Here is a 17,801-nt window from a genome sequence, read left to right on the forward strand (position 1 = left end):
GCCGGGGCGATGGCCACGGCCATCGCCAGCACCGCGAGCAACATTGCGCGAAGAACTGCCAAGGACCCAGAGACCCTCTCTTACCCAGGCCGATCCTTGCACAGGCCGCCAATATCGGCAACGCACGAACACTTCTGCTGTTGGTGGAGCGTCCGAAGCCGTTTCCTGGCGATTTGAGGCTGCCAGCCAATCGCCCCTGCCGCGCACGCCCCCCATCCTGCCCGCGTGGTCGCCGCCGTCCCGGCTCGGGGGAGCCCGCCACCGGCGCGAGTGCCGTGCGGGACCGCGCGACCTCAGTACCGGCGCACCAGCGGCGCCTGCTCGGCCGGGGCGGTCGCGGCCCATGGTGCCCAGCGCAAGCCGAGCTTCACGTCGTGCGAATCGACGTTCTTGAAGGTCAGCGCCTCGCAAGACCCGCACTGGCCGGCATAGTTGTAGACCGTGCCGGTCTTTCCGTCTCCGAGATTGAGGTAGCGGTATGCGAGCTCGACCGTGAAGTTCGGGCTCACCTCGTAGCCGACACCCGCGTGCAACGCCCACGCAAGGTTCGTCTTCGAGCCTGCCTTCGCGTAGGCCAGGCCCTGCGTGACGACGTTCGTGTCCTTGAAATTGTCGAGCGTAAGCCGCACCGCGCCGACGCCGGCGCCCAGGAACGGCGTGAGGCCGTACCAATTGCCGAGATCGACGTAGCCGTTGAGAAGCACGGCCAATTCACGTTTCGACGCGGTGTACTCGTCGGTGCCGTAACCGAGCGGCAGTCTCGCGTCGCGGTAGCGTTCAAGCCCGGTGAACGCAGCGGCGCTGCGATACTCGCCTGCGACGTCGGCCCGAAACCACCGGCCGAAGCGGTAGCCGGCGCCGACGCCCGCGAGCGGGGCGCCCGCGAAACCGAGATTGACCTTCTCGATCGTCCCGAGCGCGTCCAGGCTGTTGGAGAGCCGTTCCACGGATTGGTTGCTGAAACCGATGTCGCCGCGGAGGTAAAAGCCGGAAACCTCGGCCTCCGGCGCGAGTGCTCCGCGCAGGTCCGGCAGCGGCGCGACCGGCGGCAGGTCGGCCGCGTGTGACGGCGCCACGAACGTTGCGGAGATCAGGCCGAAGCCGAGCAGCCCGAGCGTTCTCACGATGCAACCCATTCCACCCATTGTCCAGTCCTTCACCCACAGTCCTCTTTACCTAACCCTCCCACCGCATGGTTGATTTCCCCTTAATTACCCCGCAGGGGTAATTGCTGAAGGGCTGCCGCCATTGACGGCGGAAGATGAGGTTTTTAAGGGTAAGGCGTGCACGTAGTGCCTGAAGACGCGGTTATGCGCGTCCGGACAGGCTTCAAACGCCCTGCGTTCCGGGGGATTCGCGGTCCGGCCATGCCGATTACCCCTTAGGGGTGTGCGACCGTGCCCCGCCGCTCGTGCGTTACTTGCTCCCGAAGGGGGAGTTCAACGGCAGGAAACCAGCAGGAAGGGATGCGCGATGCTCAGACGAGTTCTCCACATCTCCGCACTCGCCCTGGCCTTGGCCCCGACCGGGGCAGGTGCCGTGGGCTTTCGGATGTCACGGCCACCCTACGGTGGAGCATCCGACATCGGTTCGACCGCCGGCCTCGCACCGACCGGCAGGACAATCCGGGTACATTACCGCCCAGTCTTTCTCGGCTGCGTTTATTCCTATCACGAGTGCGAGCACCTCGCCCATTCCCGTGGCTTCTACAACCACTTCACGCGTCATGATCACGGCACGTGTCACCATGGCCCCTCATATGCTTGCTTCGGCCAATAGAACCGGACGGAGCGCTCGTTTGCATCACGGGACCAGTGCGTGCGCCGACGGCTTCAAGGGGGTTGGTACATCTATCTGGGTCTCCCGTGCCGTTCGGCCTGAACTTACATCGGGCAAGCCGGTCCGGGCGCGTCGTTGCCGGGTGGCGCCGGCAAGTCTAGAAGGGCGCGTCCGGCCCGAGCCGGTGGGCCGAGGGACGACCGCCGCGTCGTGTCCTTCGGCTGGCCGCTTGGATCGAGGATTAGCGGCGCGACCCTGCTGTTTTGCCGGAGGTCGCCACGCGAGGGCGGTCGCCTCTTCGACCGCACAGTCCCAAGGCCGCCGTCTCGGCGCGGCGCCCGGTTCGGGTGCCCCGGTTCGAACCAGATGTTGGCTGGGCTCGCGACGACCGCGACGTTGTGGGCCCCTGCGTCCAGCCACAGCGGTGGGTGGGCCCCGGGTTAGGAAGACCAGCACCGCCGCCAGTGCCGTCGCGCTCCCGTTGGTTAACCTACGTCGATGTCTCAGGGTCGGCATCGTCACCGCACCCAATCCTCACCTCGACGAGATCGTCGATGTCGCTTGCCTCGGTAGCCCTCGACAGGAACCGCCTCGGCTCCTCCGCCTGTGGCGGACGTTGCCGAATTGGCACAAGCAGGCCAATGTTCCGCTCTCGTTGACGATGGCGACGGCGGTGCACGGGCCGCCCCCGCAAGACACGCCGTCGTCCGCGTCGTGCTCGAAGGTCAAAGCCGCAGCGTTCCGGTCGACCTCGGCCAAGAATCCCCCCGCTTGCCACGGTGGCGTGCCGCCATGCCCGGCTAGACGGCCTGCCCGCCGCGAAACCGCGCGAAGGTGGTGCGCCCGCCGGGGCCGAACAGCACCACCTCGTAGGTGGCCGGCTCCACCCCTTCGACCTCCATGCCGGGCGAGCCGACCGGCATGCCGGGCACGGCGAGGCCGGTGGCGGACGGCTTCTCCGAGAGCAGCCGCTTGATGGCCGACGCGGGCACGTGCCCCTCGATGACGTAGCCGCCGACCTGGGCCGTGTGGCACGAGGCCAGCTCCCGCGGCACCCCGAGCCTCGCCTTGACCGGGTTCACTGGGGCGTTCACGACCTGGACGCGAAAACCCTCGTCGCGCAGGTGCTTGACCCAGGCCTCGCAGCAACCGCAGCTCGGGTCCTTCGTGGCGACGACCTCCGGTAGATCCTCCGCCCATGCCGCCTGTACGCCGACCGCCGCCAGGCCGAGGACCACGATGCGCCGGGACGGTCGGAATAGTTCGCTCATAATCGACTCCTGTCTTCTCACGGCCGCCGGGACGGCCTGTCCAGCCCCGCTCACTCGGCGGCCCGGGGAAGCCCCGCTTGCACGGCGGCCGACCCTTCCTGCCGAAGCGCCAACCTCCGTCCCTTCACGAGCCCGTAGATGGCCGGGATCACGACGAGGGTCAGCACGGTCGAGGAGACCATGCCGCCGATCATGGGCACCGCGATCCGCTGCATGATCTCCGACCCCGCGCCGGAGCTCCAGAGGATGGGCAGCAGGCCCGCCATGATGGCGACGACCGTCATCATCTTCGGGCGCACCCGCTCGACCGCCCCCACCATGATGGCTTGGTACAGGTCCGCACGCGTGGTCTCCCGCCCGGCGGCCAGGGCGGCGGCCCGCCGCTCGTCCCAGGCATGGTCGAGGTAGACCAGCATGATCACGCCGGTCTCCGCGGCAACGCCGGCGAGCGCGATGAATCCCACCGCCACCGCGACGGACATGTTGAAGCCCATCCACCACATCAGCCACACCCCGCCGACCAGGGCGAAGGGCAGGGACAGCATGACGATGAGCGTCTCGGTCAGGCGCCGGAAGTTGAGGTAGAGGAGCAGGAAGATGACGAGCAGGGTCACGGGCACCACGATCTTCAGCCTGGCCTCCGCCCGCTCCAGGTACTCGAACTGCCCGCTCCACTGGATGCTCATGCCCTGCGGGAGCTGGACCTCCGTGTTGACCGCGTTCCGGGCCTCGGCGACGTAGCCGCCGAGATCGCGCCCGCTCAGGTCGACGAAGATGTAGACCGCGAGCTGTCCGTTCTCGGTGCGGATCGAGGTCGGCCCCCGGGTCAGCTGGATCTTGGCCACCTCGCCCAGCGGAATCGTGCCGCCGGCCGGCAACGGCACCTGCACTTCGGTGGCGATGGATTGCGGATTTGAACGGAAGGCGCGCGGGTAGCGCACGTTGACGGTGTAGCGCTCGCGGCCCTCGACCGTGTTCGTGACGCTCTCGCCGCCGAGCGCCGTCGCGATGATGTCCTGCACGTCCCCGACCATGAGGCCGTAGCGCCCGAGCGCCTCCCGGTCCGGCGTGATGTCGAGGAAGTAGCCGCCGATGACCCGCTCCGCGTAGGCGCTCGACGTGCCCGGCACGTTGCGCACGACCGCCTCGACCTGCCGGGCGACCTTCTCCATCTCGGTCAGGTCGGTGCCGTAGATCTTGATGCCGACCGGCGTGCGGATGCCGGTCGAGAGCATGTCGATGCGGGCCCGGATCGGCTGCGTCCAAGCATTTGACACACCGGGAAACTGCAGGGCCTTGTCCATCTCGGCCTTGAGGCTCGCCAGCGTCACGCCGGGACGCCACTCCGCCTTCGGCTTCAGGGTGATGATGGTCTCGAACATCTCGGTGGGGGCGGGGTCCGTCGCCGTCGAGGCGCGCCCCGCCTTGCCGTAGACGGAGGCCACCTCGGGGAAGGACTTGATGATGCGGTCCTGGGTCGCCAGCAGCTCCCCGGCCTGGGTCACCGAGATGCCCGGCAGGGTCGTGGGCATGTACATCAGGGTGCCCTCGTTCAGGTCCGGCATGAACTCGGAGCCGAGCTGGCGGGCCGGCCAGATGGTCAGGCCGAGCGCTGCCACCGCCAGCAGGATGGTCAGTACCTTGGCCCGGAGCACGACCCTGATGACCGGGCGGTAGACCCAGATCAGCAGGCGGTTCAGCGGGTTGCGGTGCTCGGGGATGATGCGCCCGCGCACGAACAGTACCATTAGGGCCGGCACCAGGGTCACCGACAGGAGCGCGGCCGCCGCCATGGCGAAGGTTTTGGTGAAGGCGAGCGGCCCGAACAGGCGCCCCTCCTGGCTCTCCAGGGTGAAGATCGGCAGGAAGCTTACCGTGATCACCAGAAGGGAGAAGAACAGCGAGGGGCCGACCTCGGCCGCGGCCTCCACCAGGATCTCGACCCGGGGCTTGCCCGGGGGCGCCCGCTCCAGGTGCTTGTGGGCGTTCTCGATCATGACGATGGCGGCGTCGATCATGGCCCCGACCGCGATGGCGATGCCGCCCAGCGACATGATGTTGGCGCCGATCCCAAGGAGATGCATCGCGCCGAGCGCCATCAGGATGCCGACCGGCAGCATCAGGATGGCCACCAGCGCGCTGCGCAGGTGCAGCAGGAACACGATGCAGACGAGCGCCACGATGATGCTCTCCTCGACCAGCGTGTGCTTCAGGGTGTCGATGGCCGCCTCGATCAGCTGCGAGCGGTCGTAGACCGGCAGGATCTCGGTGCCCTTCGGCAGGCTCGCGGCGACCTCGGCCAGGCGCTGCTTGGCGCCCTCGATGACGTTGAGGGCATTGGCGCCGAAGCGCTGCAGGATGATGCCGCCCGCGACCTCGCCCTCGCCGTTCAGCTCGGTGATGCCGCGCCGCTCGTCCGGCCCGAGCTCGACCCGGGCGATGTCCCGCACCCGCAGCGGGGTGCCGGCCTCGGTCTTCAGCACGATGTTCTCGATGTCGGCGACGCTCTTCAGGTAGCCGCGCCCGCGCACCATGAACTCGAACTCGGAGAGCTCGACCGTGCGGCCGCCGACATCCGCGTTGCTCGACCGGATCGCCTCCCGGAGCCTGCTGAGCGGGATGCCCTGGGCGCGCAGGCGGTTCGGATCGACGACGACGTTGTACTGCTTCACGAAGCCGCCGACGCCCGCGACCTCGGCCACGCCCTCGGCGCGCGAGGCCCCGAAGCGCACCACCCAGTCCTGAAGCGAGCGCAGCTCGGCGAGCGTCTGCTGCTTGGCCACGATGGCGTACTGGTAGACCCAGCCCACCCCCGTCGCGTCGGGCCCGAGCGTCGGCGTCACGCCGGTCGGCAGGCGCTTGCCGGCCGCGCTCAGGTATTCGAGCACGCGCGAGCGGGCCCAGTACGGGTCGGTGCCGTCCTCGAAGATGACGTAGACGAACGAGACCCCGAAGAAGGAGAAGCCGCGTACCACCTTCGACTTCGGAACCGTCAGCATGGCGGTGGTCAGCGGGTAGGTGACCTGGTCCTCGACGACCTGGGGCGCCTGCCCCGGGTACTCGGTGTAGACGATGGTCTGCACGTCCGAGAGGTCCGGGATAGCATCGAGCGGCAGGGTGCGCACGCTGTAGAGACCGGCCGCCACCACGAAGACGGTCCCGATCAGCACCAGGACGAGGTTGCGGGCCGACCAGCCGATGAGGCGCGCGATCATTCTGGCTTCTCCTCGGCCTGCGCCCGCGGCTCGGTGGGGGGCTTGGGCGCCGCCATGCTCTGCAGCGCCGCCTTCAGGTTGCTCTCCGCGTCGATCAGGAAGTTGGCCGCGGTCACGACTTGCTCGCCGGCCTGCACGCCCTCGCGGATCTCGGTGTACCCCTCGCCGCGGGCGCCGACCTTGACCTCGCGCGGCTCGAAGCGGCCCTCGCCCTTGTCGACGAGCACGACCTGGCGCGCGCCCGTGTCGATGATGGCATCGTTCGGGACCGCGACGACGGGCTTCGTCGCCCCGGTCCCGATCTCGACGTCGGCATACATATCGGGCAGGAGCACCCCGTCGGGGTTCGGCAATTCGACCCGCACGCGGGTGGTGCGGGTTTGGGCGTTCACCTGCGGGTAGATCAGCCCGATCTTACCGGCGAAGCTACGCCCGGGCAGCGAGCGCACGCGCACGCTGACGGGCTGGCCAACCTTGACGCTGCCGAGGTCGTACTCGGGTACCTCGGCCAACACCCACATCGTCGAGATGTCGCCGATCCGGAACAGGGTGTCGCCGGCCGCAGCCTTCATGCCCTCGATGGCAGTGCGCTGCAGGACGAGGCCGTCCCGGGGCGCGGACCAAGTGATGGCCATCGGCACCTTCCGGGTCCGCTCCATCTCGTTGATCACCTCCTCCGAGACGTTCAGGTTCTGCAGGCGCCGCCGGGCCCCGTCGAAGCCGGGATTGGCGATGAGCTGGGCGGCGGCCGCGTTGATCTCGGGCGAGTAGACGTGGACCAGGGGCTGGCCCTTCCGCACCCGGTCGCCCGTCGTCACGTTCTCGACGTGGTCGACGTAGGCATCCGAGCGTGTCGCCACGACGGTGACGCGCCGCTCGTCGAGCGTGACGGTGCCGGGGACCCGCACCGGTCGGCTGACGACGCGACGTTCGGCCCGCTCGGTGCGCACGCCGGTGCGCTGGACCTTGCCGGGCGAGATCTTGACGGTGTTCCCGTCCTCGGCCTCGCCCTCGTAGACGGGGAGGTAGTCCATCCCCATCGAGTCCTTCCTCGGCACCGGCGAGGTGTCGGGCAGGCCCATTGGGTTGCGGTAGTAGAGGATCTTCCGGCCCACGGCCGGGGGCGCGGCGTAGGTGGCGTTCGCCGTGGCTTCCTTCGCCGCTGCGGGCCGCGGCTCGAAGTCGACATCCTCGCCGACATGCACCGGAAGGTAGTCGCGTCCGTCGGGCGTCCGCGCCGGGGCGAGCGCGTAGGCCGCCTTTCCGTCGGGGTCACGGTAGTAGAGCACGGGCGCATCCGCGGCCGCGGCCGGCTTCGCGTCGCGACCGACGAGCAGACCGGAGACCGAGGCTGGGAACCATGCCGGCAGGGGCCATCCCGCCTCGCCGGCCTTCAGCCCGGCGAGGGCGCCGCCGCCGACGGCGAGGGGCAGGAGAACGAGGGCCGCGACCCACGCCTTCGCCTGGCCGCCCGGGTGCGCGCGGTCACGTCGCCGCGCCAGGTGGATCGGTGTCGTCTGGTCCATCACTCGACGGCCCTGAGCACGAGTTGGTCTTGGACGGTGCCGGTCTCGCCCGGCACCTTCGCGGCCAGCGAGAGGCGCCAGCGGCCATCCATCGCCAGATTGGCCCTGAAGGCGTAGATGCCCGGCTCCGGGCTCGCCTCTGGCTTCATCTTACCCGTCATCGTCGGCATCCCGTCGGGTGCCATGTCGAGGCGTCGGGCGTAGACAAGCGCGTCGGCCACGGGCTTGCCGGCGCGCTTGTCGAGCAGACGCACCCTGAGTGTCGCCTCGCCCGATTTAGTCTCGGGATCCAGGAGCTCGAAGGAATAATCCTTGAGGTTTGGGGGCATGAGTGGCGCGCCCTTGGGCAGCCACGCCGCGACCGGTTCCGGAAGCCGTGCCGCGACCGCGCCGGGAATGACCCATGCGCCGCGCGCGAGCCCGTAGCCGGCGCCGGCTCCCGCTAGGGCTGCTACGATGAGGACGAGCCCGAGCAGGAGCCAAGCGCCTCGCACTGCCGGCCGGTCCTCCTGGTAAGCATCGAAAAAATCCTCCCGGCCCGTCATGGCGCCATCCTTGGGACTGAGAGGATGGGGAGACGGGCCGCGCGTGGCTCGGGGCGTGCGGGATGCGCCGGGGCAGGACGCGGCCGCGGGGATGCGGGATGTTCGGTGGACACGGGGATGATCCTGTTCCGGAGCGTCTGGATGCGGGAGCCCGACCGTTCGGGCCGTCGCGGCGCGGCGGTGCGCGAAGGCTGCCGTGCATGCTCACGCACGGGGCGGCACCGCTCTCGGGCGTGCTCAGGAACGCGGTTTGGGAGGGGGGGCCTGCGGGGCTGCGGCCAAACTCGGCCCGATATGGTCCTGCCGAACGGGCAGGAGGACCGGAGCGACCGGGCCGCCATCGGCAGGCGGGGAGGGCAGGATCCCCGGCACGATCTTCGCGGCGCAGGCCGCCGCGAAGGGGCAGGCCTTGGTGTCGCGGCAGTCCGGGCCCGAGGGCTCGGGATCGCAGCACGACATGTCGTCGGGCATCGGCGCGACGTGTGGCGTCGTGACGCCACCTTGCTGAGCGACCATGCCCCGCTGAACGCCGTCGCCCACGAAGGCGCGCGCCTGCGCGGGGGCGACGGACGCCCCGGCGATCAGGCCGAGCACGGCGAGGGCCGTGAGCAGGCGCGCTATGGTGGATCGGATCGACATCCGCTCCCAAGCTCCCACTGATCGGGGGCTTTGCCTAGCCCCGGACGCGCCGGGCTCGCGACGAGTCCGGCGAATACAAGTTCGCGGGTGCGGGCCCACGGGTTACAGCCGTTCCCGCAACGTGCCCGACGTTGATTAGAACGCGGGTCCACCCGAAGTGGTGCCGAGGTTCTGGGCCGCGGCGGGACGCTCGGGGAACTGGGCATTTCCGCGCGTGCTGCTCCTCAGGTCCCGTCCCTGGAGATCACGCCCCTCCCAAACGCGGCCGAGGCTGCCCGTCACCTCGGGCGCGGCTCCCGTTGGGCCTTCCAGGACGCTCCAGCCTGCCGAGGGAACGGCCTCGCCGGTCAGCCGCGGATGCGCCCAAGCGCCGCCCGTCATGATCGTGGAGGCCGCCAGGGCTGCAAGGATGTACTTCATCGAATGCTCCATCGTCGTTTGCGTATGCCTTCGAGGCGCCGCTACGAACGACTTCGGGACCCGCAGATCCTGGGTTACAGAGGACCGAGCCCTGCCTCCCCGGAGAGCCAAGGCTCTGTGGACGCCGAACCGAGCCTCGATTTCGACGTTGTCGGGTTTCCGGGCGTCGGGCATAATGGCCACCGTCCGAAACACGAGCGGCTCCGGAGGCATCCCGTGCGTCCCGAGGTAAACAGGGAAGTCGTGAACGACCGTGCCAAGCTGATGATCCATCGGCTGGTGGCGCGTCGGCTCGCGCGCGACCCGGGCATCCTCGATAGCGCCAAGATGGCCGTCATGCGGCTTGAGGCGGACTACCCCGAGCGCACCTTCGTCTCCGAGTGGCGCGAGATCCTTGGGCAGCCGCCGGGGACGATCCGGCAACTCCTCACCCGGCGGGACGAGGGTATGCAGCGGCTTCGGCTGTCCTCGCCGTTCCTGGAAGGGGAGGGCGTGTCGTTCGTGCGCGACCCGAACGTCCGGAAGCGGATCTGGCGCCTGGCACGTAAAGGCGCGGCCGCCCAACGCGCGGCGCATGCCGGCCGCCAAGGCTCCTCCGTTCCGGCGTGAGCCATCCGATTGAGATCCGGACGGTCGCGGACCTGGAGCGCACAGCCCGTTCGCTGGCGTTGCACTTCAAGGCTCGCACCGTGGTGGTCGTCGGCAGCCAGGGCATCCTCGTGGGCTGGCCCGGCGCGCCGGTCACGATGTGCATGTCGCCCGAGATCGACGCCTATCCCGCCAACGCTCGGGCCTGGGAGGCAGCCCAAGACGACGACCTCGCGGAGGCATCCGAAGAGATCTCCGTGATCTTCGGCGAGGGCTCGCACTTCCACACGGCGCACGGTTTCTACATCGACGGCGTCGACGACCGCACCGCCCGCCTGCCGCCCTCGTGGCCCTCGCGCGCGGTGGTGCGGGAGGTGAGAGGCCACGGCACGGCGACCGTGACGGTGGTGGCCCCCGGCCCGGAGGACCTGATCGTTTCCAAGCTCGCCCGCCTCGCCGACAAGGATAGGGACTACATCGCGGCCTACCATCGGGCCCGGCCTCTCGACCTTGCCGTCATCCAGGCGCGCGTAGCGGAATGCGGGTTCGAGGAGGTTCTGGCACAGCGTGCGCTCGCCTTCCTCGCCGGCCTTCCCTCGCCTCCCGGGCGCGCGACCGCTGCACCCGTGCGGGCAGGGGCTGTCCTGCCACCCCATCCCGCGGGGACGCACTGCGCCTTCCTCATGGACGAGCGCCGTTCGGTTTCGGTCCGCGCCTGGAACGAGGCGGCCGGGCTCTACGATATCCTCGATAATCCTCTCGGCCCCGCGGTGGTGGCACAGGACGGGGCGAGCGCCTTCCTGATCGACGGGGAGGAGCTGACGCAGGAGGCGTGGGATGCACATCCGCGCGTCCGCGCCGCGCGACACGGTGACCTGTCCGGGTACCCACGGCCGAACTGGACGCCTCCGGGCTGACCCGCCCCTGAAGAGCGCGGCGGGCCGGGAGCGGTTCGCTTTTGCGTATGGGTGAGCCGACGGCCTTACCAGCGCAGCAGGCGAGGCCCGAGAAGCGCGCCCGCCAGCGTGCAGAGGGCAATCGTGCCGCCGTACCAGAGCGCGATGAAGGGCACGGTGTCGTCCATGCAGTGAATCGCGTAGCCCATCGCGCTCACACCTCCCGAAGCGAGCCCGACCAGGGCCCCGGCCCGGACGAGGTCCGTCGGCGCGCCGAACTTCCGGACCACCCACATCAGGGTCGCGAAGGGGACCACCGCGATCACCGGGATGGAGATGAGGCATTCGAGCCACATGTGGCCGGTGAGCATGGTCCCCCAGTGTGCCGCCGGCGCGTTGGCGAGGCTGAGGGCAGCGAGGACCATGACAGCCGCGAACGGCAGGGCCGCGATGCCGAGATGCACCCTCCTCTCGCCCCCTGGGCGAGCGATGCGACCGAGGTAACGCAGGGCTAGGCCACCGACGGCGAGGGCGAAGGCCAGCTTGGCCAGGAGGAAGGTCAGTGACTTGCCTTCACCCAAGTCAGGCCGGACGCCCAATGCGAGAAGGGCGAGGCAGAGCGCCCCGGCGGCCCCGATGGCGGCCCCGAGCGCGATCCGCCGCAGCATGCCAGGAGACTTGGCAGGCTCGCTGGCGAAGCTCGCGCCGAGCAAGCCGATGAGTTCGTCGGTCTTCATTCCCCTTTGCCTCCTGCCATGGCGGCCAACGCCTTCAACCCGCGGTGGACGCTGACCTTGATGGCCGATTCCGACATGCCGGAGCGCGCCGCGGCCTCGGCCACGCTCAGGCCTTCGACCTTCATGGCCCGGATCGCCTGCCGCATCTTGCCCGGAAGCTGACCGAGCAGACGCTCGACGTCGAGCGTGCTCTCTACGGCGGCGTGGTCGTCATGCGCGACCAGTTCGCCCGCGTCCTCCACGGGCACGTCGGCGAGCGAGGCGCGCGTGCGTCTCAGGTGGTCGATGAGCTTGTAGCGCGCGATCGCGTAAAGCCAGGGCGTGACCGGCTGGCCGACATCGTAGGTGTGCCGTCGCGTGTGGACCGCCATCAACGTTTCCTGGACGAGATCCTCCGCTTCCGGCGCCGCGCGTCCGGAGCGGGCGAGCTTACCCTTGAAGTAAGCCCTCAGGTGCGGCCCAAGCCGCTCCAGGAACAGGCGGTAGTCCGTCGCGCTTCCGGCCAGGCCGGACGACAGCAAGGCCCGCAACTCGTTTTCCTGACCGATCAAGACGCCTCTCTCGGCCGATCCGCGGAAGCCGCCACCGACCCGGTCACTGGACATGTCCTTGCGGCCCGCCCCGCGCCCGACACGAGCGTGCCCGCCCGGAATAAACGCCGCGGGCCGCGCAGCCGCCGCTCCGCCGCCTCCGGCAAACCCGCGACGAGACATGGCCGACCGGCGCGGCCGCGCTCGTCCGGCCGTCTCGCCTGAACCGAATGCCCACTAGGGACAATCCGTAGCGCATGAGCGGCCGGTTACAGTGCCCCGCGCGGAACGCCGCGAGAGAGGCCAGCGTCGCGATATACCCCCGGATCGTATTTAAGGCCAAGAGCGTTTCTTGAGCCTCCGAGCAAGGATGGAGATGACGAGATGCCTAGGTTGTTGCAGGTCGGATTGCTCATGGTCGCCACGGCCGGGTTCGGGTCCGCGGCAGGGCCAGCCCGCGCCCTCGACGAGGTCGGGATCGGCCATGCCGACCACCACGGCGCGGAGCGCCACGGCCACATCATCGAGCGCAGGGAGACGCATGGCCACCGTGGCGAGGCGGTCCATCGCGAGGAACATCATGAAGTCGTGCGCGAGGGCGGCCACCACGGCGAGGAGCGCCACTGACGGGGAACGCCGAAGCCGGGACTGACCGGGTCCCCCGTCGCCGGTTCTTTCCCGGCGGCGGGTGCCCGCGTAAACCGAGGAGCCTGTCGATCACCGATCCGCTCGCCTCCTGACCGGGCGGCGCGCTCTCTCCGGTCGTGCGGCGCGCCCGCGGCGTCGCGGCCGACCGCGGCGGTCGCCCGCCGAGGACAGGCGGGTGGCCGGCCGGCGGGCACCGACGCGCGGCCGAGTTCGGCATGGGACCGGGCCGCACAGAAAGGCGTGCCGACCGCGAACTTGGACCACTCCAACCGGGTTGTACCCCCGTAGGGTACAGAAGAGAGAGGCACGCATGAAGGTCGTGAGAACCGCGCTCGTTGCCATGGCGATCATGGCTCCCGGCGCGATGCCGTCGTTTGCCCAAGGCGGCCAGGGCGCGTCCATGTCGGACATGGACATGAAGAACATGGGCCCACTGCAGAAGGCCTCCATGGAGGCCATGGACAAGATGAACAAGGCGATGATGCAGGGGATGATGGATCCCGATCCCGACCTCGCCTGGATGAAAGGCATGGCGGCGCACCACCAGGGCGCGGTCGACATGTCCGAGGCCGCCATCAAGCACTCGAAGGACGAGACGGTCGTGAAGGAAGCCCGCAAGACGAAGGAGGAGAACGAGAAGAGCCTGCGCGAGATTCAGGCTAAGATCCGCAAGGAAAAATAGCCTTCGGCCGTCGGCTCGGCCTCGGACTGCAGACAGGCCAGGTCGGCACTTCGACGGCTGGGCTGCCGGACCGCCTGCCGCCGCCCGACGGCATCCGAGCAGGTCGAGATCAAGACGGACAGACGCGCCTCTCCCCGCCTCCGGAAGCGCCCACGGACGCGGCCGGAGGCGGGGAGAGGCCGGGTGGCGTCACGCGATCCCTTATCGCTCGGGCGCGCCCGCGCCCCGGCCGCTCGGCATCGGGCCCGGTCCCCGAGGCTCGGCCCTACTGAGACGCCGGATCACGTGGGATTGCGGCCGGGCAAATTGCCGTGTCATAGGCTCCTGCGAACTGCCTCACTTGGCGCGTCGGCGGTCCAAGGGCGTTCAACTCAAGAAGCGTCGCCGACGCTAGAGGAAAGACACTCCGCCGCCTCAAGCGTTACCGACGCTTTGCTTCGTTCTGGTCGCCTGCTTCGGCATCGGCTTGGCGCTCACCATGGTGTCGGCCGGGGTACTGGCGGCGTTGGGCGTCCGGCACGCCGCCTCGCGCTGGCCTGGGTTCGGTGCCTTCGCACACCGGGCCCCCTATGCCTCTGCCGTCCTGATCGTGCCGGTCGGCCTCTATACCGGCTGGCTCGGAGGGCAGGGTCGCCACCACGAGGCGACCACGCTCGCGGCCTGGCTCTACCGGCCGGTCGGTTTTCCCTGAGGCCGGCATGTTGAGCGTCCTCGCGAACCGCACCTACCGCCACCTGTTCGCCGCGCAGGTCATCGCCCTGATCGGCACAGGCCTGCTGACGATGGCCCTCGGTCTGCTGGCCTATCAGCTGGCCGGCGCGGAGGCCGGGGCGGTGCTGGGCACGGCGCTCGCCATCAAGATGGTGGCCTACGTGCTGGTGGCGCCCATCGCGAACGCCTTCACCGGGCAGTTGCCCCGCCGCGCCTTCCTGGTGGCGACCGACCTCGTCCGGGCCGGCGTCGCCCTGATCCTGCCCTTCGTCGGCCAGGTCTGGCAGGTCTACCTGCTGGTGTTCGTCCTGCAGGCGTGCTCGGCGGCCTTCACGCCGACCTTCCAGGCGACCATCCCGGACATCCTCCCGGACGAGCGTGACTACACCCAGGCGCTGTCGCTCTCGCGCCTCGCCTACGACCTGGAGAACCTGCTCAGTCCGACACTGGCCGCCTTGCTGCTGACGGTCATCGACTTCCACTGGCTGTTCGGCGGCACGGTCGTCGGATTCCTGTGTTCGGCCGTCCTGGTCGTCTCGGTGGCGCTCCCGTCCCCGACGCCGCCCGAGCGCCGGGCGGGGGTCTACGAGCGCACCACGCGCGGTCTGCGGATCTACCTCGCCACGCCGCGGCTGCGCGGGCTTCTCGCCCTGAACCTCGCGGTGGCGGCGGCCGGCTCCATGGTCATCGTCAACACGGTGGTGATCGTGCAGGCCCTCCTGCAACGGCCCCAGAACGACGTCGCGGTGGCGCTCGGGCTGTTCGGGGGCGGTTCGATGCTGGCGGCCCTGCTGCTGCCGCGGGTGCTCGACCGGCTGCCCGACCGCACGGTCATGCTCCCGGCGGCGGCGTTCCTCGGCGTCGTTCTGCTCGGCTTTGCCGCCACGACCTGGGGCGGCGTCATCGGCTGGCCTATGCTGCTGGCCGCCTGGCTGGCGCTCGGGATCGGCTACTCCGCCGCGCAGACCCCGACCGGACGGCTGCTCCGGCGCTCCGCGACGCCCGGCGACCGCCCGGCCGTGTTCGCCGCCCAGTTCGCGCTCTCGCACGTCGCCTGGCTCTTGACCTATCCACTTGCCGGTTGGCTCGGCGCGAAGGCGGGCATGCCGGTCACGCTGGCGGTGCTGGGCGCGCTGACCTTGGTCGCCATCGCCGCGGCGGCGGCGCTCTGGCCGGTTTCTGACCCGGACGTCGTCGAGCACGCGCACCCCGACCTCGACCCCGGCCATCCGCACCTGGACGGTGTCGGGACGCGCCGGCATGCCCACGCCTTCGTCATCGACGACCTGCACCAACGCTGGCCCGCGGCCCGGCCGGGTTGACGCTGGCGGCACGCCTGCTCGCGCTCGCGTTGGTCGTGGCCTGCGGACCGGCAGGAGCGGTTGAGTGCGTCGGCTTCCTCAGGATGCACGGCATGCTGCGGCAGGCGCAGGCCCAGTGCGCCTTCGAACGCTTCAACCCCGAGATCGTGGACACGGCACGGCGCTGCTACGAGCATCTCGGTGCCGGGACGGGGGCCCCGGCCATGCGTGCCGGCGCGGCCGAGTTCGACCGGATGGCGGACCTGCGGGGCGTCCGCGCCGCCTGTGCCCTGATCGAGCGGCATTTCCCGATGGCGGTGCGGTGAGGCGGGGCAAGAGGCCGTCGGACGCCCCGGGACGCGGGGCTCGTCGCCAAGCTCCGCCCAGAGCGATTTGTTGCCGTCCCCGCGACCGAGGGTCGGCCCGACGGGGGAGGGGGAACCGCGCCGCTTCCGAAGGACTCGAACTCGGGCGAGGTTGCCTCCAGAGCTGGTCTCGCGACGTCCCAGGCTGCCGTGACGCGGCACATCGAGTCTCGAAGGCGGCGGGCTGGGGAGGCCATCACCCTGAGCGAAGCGCTTGGCGAAACGGCGTTCGGCCGGCTCCGCACGTGCGGCGGCACGCCGGGACGGCGTCTGCCCTTTATATCTGAGCTGCCACGACGGTCCGGCCGCGAACGCGTGCGCGTTCCGGGCCGTGAGAACGGGGAGGAGGCCGCAACGCTGGGCCGGGCTCCCCGACGCGGTTCCCGAAGCCATCCCTGGGACCGCAGGCCAAGAGATTGCGACCGCCTGCAACCTTCCCGCGTCGGGCCCGAACTCATTCGAGGAAGCGTCGAGCTTCTTAAGGATGGGAAACGTAGCCATGATCCGCGCCGCCATTCTGAGCGCCGCCTTGATGTCCGAGATACCGGATCAGGCGATTGCGAGCGCCTGGGACAACGTCCCCCCGTCGTGGCGGGCTGAACGGTATCGAAACTCGCGCCCCGCGTTCGGTTCGCCGGACGCCATACTGACGACGGAATCGATCCGGCCGGCGCCCCCACGTGTCTTGATCGAGCGTCCCCGGCCAGCCGGCGCTCAGCGTTGAGACGCGGTGGCAGGGTCTGGATCGCGGCTCGTTCGGTGCCTGGTCCGTGTCCGGCAGGCGCTGCGCCCGTCACGGAATTGCCCCCCCCCCGGAACGCCACGGGGACACGCGTCCGAGTATCACGGCCCGACGCGTGCTTGCGCCCTTCCGGGAAGACTTGAAGTGCCAACCTGGCGGCCTGCGGGGGAGGGCGGCGCCACGAGCGCCGCTGCACATACGTCGGCGGTGCGCGCATGGGCATGCCCGGCTCAGCGTGTCAAATCGCTTCGAAGATCAGCCCCTCTTTCGCGTCCAAGGTTAGCCCCCTTGCTGTCGGATCTGAGCGCGGCTCGGGCCGTGCTACGTCGTCCGTCAGGTCTTCACGAAGCGATGCACGCTGTCGTGAGCGCCCTCGTAGCCGCGCCCGCGCAACTCCTCGAAAAGGCGCTGGGTCGAGCGCCGTTCGCGCCGGGGCAGCCTGGCTTCCGCTTCCAGGATCGCCGTCAGGACCGCCACGAAGGTGCCGAGCTTGGGCTGCGGCTGGACTTCGCGTTTGTAGGCGAAGACGGTGGCGTTCGAGCGCAGCACCTTGCGCACCGTATCGCGCGCGATGCCCAGCTCGCGGGCGATGCGCTTGATACCTTTGCCGTTTTGATGGTGCTCGAACCGGATCCGCGCGATCGTGTCCACACCCGTCATCCTTTGTCCCTCCGGCCCTCGGCCAGAGAGGTCCATCGCCAGGGACGAGGGGGCTAGGATTGGACGCGATAATCGCCCCTCAGGGGGCTAACATTGCAGGCGATCTCACAGCTCAGCGGACCGGTGCCATCGGTTTTGGGACCCCGTCGTCACCGAGGGGGAACGAGGGCCTCGGCGGGCCGGACCGGGGCGCCGGCTCACCTTGATGCCCTGGCGGCAGCCTCACCGACGCGAGCTCGGCGAGACCATGAACAATCGCAAGTGCCGCGGGGACTTCCAAACCATGCACCGCCAGGCAAGCACTGCCATAGCCTCCGGCCGAAGTCCCGACGGCCGATATCCGCCGCGTGCGGGGACGGCCTGTGACCGAATTCCAACAGCGCCGAGCGCCGACGCCGCTTCATCTTAAATCAAAGTGTTCGTGCATTGCCGGGCAAGTCCATTTGTGCGACGACTCCTCCGGGTTTGAAGGGTCTCTGGGTCCTTGGCAGTTCTTCGCGCAATGTTGCTCGCGGTGCTGGCGATGGCCGTGGCCATCGCCCCGGC

15 protein-coding genes and 2 pseudogenes are annotated in these 17,801 nt (G+C 69.5%); 6 read left to right on the plus strand and 11 right to left on the minus strand.

The window, feature by feature from the left end; genetic code table 11:
* Nucleotides 1–293: 293 nt before the first annotated feature.
* From EU555_RS35020 to EU555_RS35050, 7 genes are all read right to left on the minus strand, one after another.
* Entirely contained in the window at nt 294–1,136 is an 843-nt protein-coding gene (locus EU555_RS35020) for an outer membrane protein (RefSeq protein ID WP_236013063.1), read from the minus strand.
* A gap of 1,443 nt (nt 1,137–2,579) precedes the next feature.
* Nucleotides 2,580–3,050 carry a DUF411 domain-containing protein gene (locus EU555_RS35025; RefSeq protein ID WP_063111103.1) on the minus strand — a complete coding sequence of 157 codons (471 nt, stop codon included), beginning with the start codon at nt 3,048–3,050 and terminating at the stop codon, nt 2,580–2,582.
* Nucleotides 3,051–3,100: 50 nt separating this feature from the next.
* The gene (locus EU555_RS35030; protein WP_135419906.1) at nt 3,101–6,265 is read right to left on the minus strand and encodes an efflux RND transporter permease subunit; all 3,165 of its coding nucleotides are present in this window, start codon (nt 6,263–6,265) and stop codon (nt 3,101–3,103) included.
* The gene (locus EU555_RS35035; protein WP_135419907.1) at nt 6,262–7,791 is read right to left on the minus strand and encodes an efflux RND transporter periplasmic adaptor subunit; all 1,530 of its coding nucleotides are present in this window, start codon (nt 7,789–7,791) and stop codon (nt 6,262–6,264) included. Before EU555_RS35035 ends, EU555_RS35030 begins: the two co-directional genes overlap by 4 nt.
* Nucleotides 7,791–8,336 carry a FixH family protein gene (locus EU555_RS35040; RefSeq protein ID WP_091891552.1) on the minus strand — a complete coding sequence of 182 codons (546 nt, stop codon included), beginning with the start codon at nt 8,334–8,336 and terminating at the stop codon, nt 7,791–7,793. Before EU555_RS35040 ends, EU555_RS35035 begins: the two co-directional genes overlap by 1 nt.
* 237 nt (nt 8,337–8,573) lie before the next feature.
* On the minus strand, nt 8,574–8,975 hold the full coding sequence (locus EU555_RS35045; RefSeq protein WP_099956029.1) for a hypothetical protein: 402 nt from the start codon (nt 8,973–8,975) through the stop codon (nt 8,574–8,576).
* A 135-nt stretch (nt 8,976–9,110) separates the two neighbouring features.
* On the minus strand, nt 9,111–9,395 hold the full coding sequence (locus EU555_RS35050; protein WP_060850918.1) for a hypothetical protein: 285 nt from the start codon (nt 9,393–9,395) through the stop codon (nt 9,111–9,113).
* 117 nt (nt 9,396–9,512) lie between these two features.
* Between EU555_RS35050 and EU555_RS35055 the strand changes: the two genes are divergently transcribed.
* Both EU555_RS35055 and EU555_RS37425 read left to right on the plus strand, forming a co-directional pair.
* Nucleotides 9,513–10,004: a hypothetical protein gene (locus tag EU555_RS35055; RefSeq protein ID WP_123834464.1), complete on the plus strand. Its 492-nt coding sequence runs from the start codon at nt 9,513–9,515 to the stop codon at nt 10,002–10,004.
* The gene (locus tag EU555_RS37425; RefSeq protein WP_238193667.1) at nt 10,001–10,900 is read left to right on the plus strand and encodes a DUF6036 family nucleotidyltransferase; all 900 of its coding nucleotides are present in this window, start codon (nt 10,001–10,003) and stop codon (nt 10,898–10,900) included. Before EU555_RS35055 ends, EU555_RS37425 begins: the two co-directional genes overlap by 4 nt.
* A gap of 65 nt (nt 10,901–10,965) precedes the next feature.
* On the opposite strand, the gene EU555_RS35070 is transcribed toward EU555_RS37425, so the two are convergent.
* The 3 genes from EU555_RS35070 to EU555_RS35080 form a co-directional block, all read right to left on the minus strand.
* Nucleotides 10,966–11,616 (minus strand): NrsF family protein, encoded by a 651-nt coding sequence (locus EU555_RS35070; protein ID WP_099956028.1) that lies wholly within the window; start codon nt 11,614–11,616, stop codon nt 10,966–10,968.
* Nucleotides 11,613–12,221, minus strand: a complete 609-nt coding sequence (locus EU555_RS35075) for a sigma-70 family RNA polymerase sigma factor (protein WP_099956027.1) — start codon at nt 12,219–12,221, stop codon at nt 11,613–11,615. The genes EU555_RS35070 and EU555_RS35075 overlap by 4 nt, the downstream gene beginning before the upstream one ends.
* 258 nt (nt 12,222–12,479) lie before the next feature.
* Nucleotides 12,480–12,770, minus strand: a complete 291-nt coding sequence (locus EU555_RS35080) for a hypothetical protein (RefSeq protein WP_082742923.1) — start codon at nt 12,768–12,770, stop codon at nt 12,480–12,482.
* A gap of 334 nt (nt 12,771–13,104) precedes the next feature.
* Here EU555_RS35080 and EU555_RS35085 point away from each other — a divergent pair, with 334 nt between their 5' ends.
* The 4 genes and pseudogenes from EU555_RS35085 (at nt 13,105) to EU555_RS35100 (ending at nt 15,814) form a co-directional block, all read left to right on the plus strand.
* The gene (locus EU555_RS35085; RefSeq protein ID WP_060850413.1) at nt 13,105–13,476 is read left to right on the plus strand and encodes a DUF305 domain-containing protein; all 372 of its coding nucleotides are present in this window, start codon (nt 13,105–13,107) and stop codon (nt 13,474–13,476) included.
* A 427-nt stretch (nt 13,477–13,903) separates the two neighbouring features.
* Nucleotides 13,904–14,167 (plus strand): annotated as a pseudogene (locus EU555_RS35090) (nickel/cobalt efflux protein RcnA); the annotation flags it as partial.
* Nucleotides 14,168–14,174: 7 nt separating this feature from the next.
* Nucleotides 14,175–15,509, plus strand: a complete 1,335-nt coding sequence (locus EU555_RS35095; protein ID WP_135419908.1) for an MFS transporter — start codon at nt 14,175–14,177, stop codon at nt 15,507–15,509.
* Nucleotides 15,510–15,601: 92 nt separating this feature from the next.
* On the plus strand, nt 15,602–15,814 hold the full coding sequence (locus EU555_RS35100; protein ID WP_236013066.1) for a hypothetical protein: 213 nt from the start codon (nt 15,602–15,604) through the stop codon (nt 15,812–15,814).
* 1,117 nt (nt 15,815–16,931) lie between these two features.
* Here the strand turns inward: EU555_RS35100 and EU555_RS35105 are convergent.
* Nucleotides 16,932–17,255 (minus strand): annotated as a pseudogene (locus EU555_RS35105) (IS21 family transposase); the annotation flags it as partial.
* Nucleotides 17,256–17,801: the final 546 nt, after the last annotated feature.

It is taken from the genome of Methylobacterium nonmethylotrophicum (assembly GCF_004745635.1).
In the GTDB taxonomy this organism is placed as follows: Bacteria; Pseudomonadota; Alphaproteobacteria; order Rhizobiales; family Beijerinckiaceae; genus Methylobacterium; species Methylobacterium nonmethylotrophicum.